Genomic DNA, 264 nt, shown 5'->3' with positions numbered 1-264 from the left:
CGTCGGCCATCCGCAGCACCAGCGCGAAGTCGACCTGCTCGCCGATGAGCTCACGGCCGCGAGCACCGCCGTCACCGACCTGTGGGGCCAGGACTGGTCCCGGTCGCCCGTGGTGGTCGTGCCCGCGCGGGCCGCGCGCAGCGGCGCCACCACCGAATCGGGGAGCAGCAGCAGCGCGGCGCAGGTGCCGGTCAGCAGCATCACCATGACGGTGGTGAGGCAGAACTCGAAGCGCCGTCGCTGCGACAGCCAATCACGGACGCG

1 pseudogene is annotated in these 264 nt (G+C 72.7%); it reads left to right on the top strand.

Annotated features, from left to right (window positions below):
• Positions 1-264 (top strand): annotated as a pseudogene (locus tag GV790_RS30325) (hypothetical protein); the annotation flags it as partial.

The organism is Nocardia cyriacigeorgica (assembly GCF_010858045.1).
Classification (GTDB): Bacteria; Actinomycetota; Actinomycetes; order Mycobacteriales; family Mycobacteriaceae; genus Nocardia; species Nocardia cyriacigeorgica_E.
Note: the sequence above shows the minus strand (reverse complement) of the source record. Positions and strands in the feature narration are given on the sequence as shown.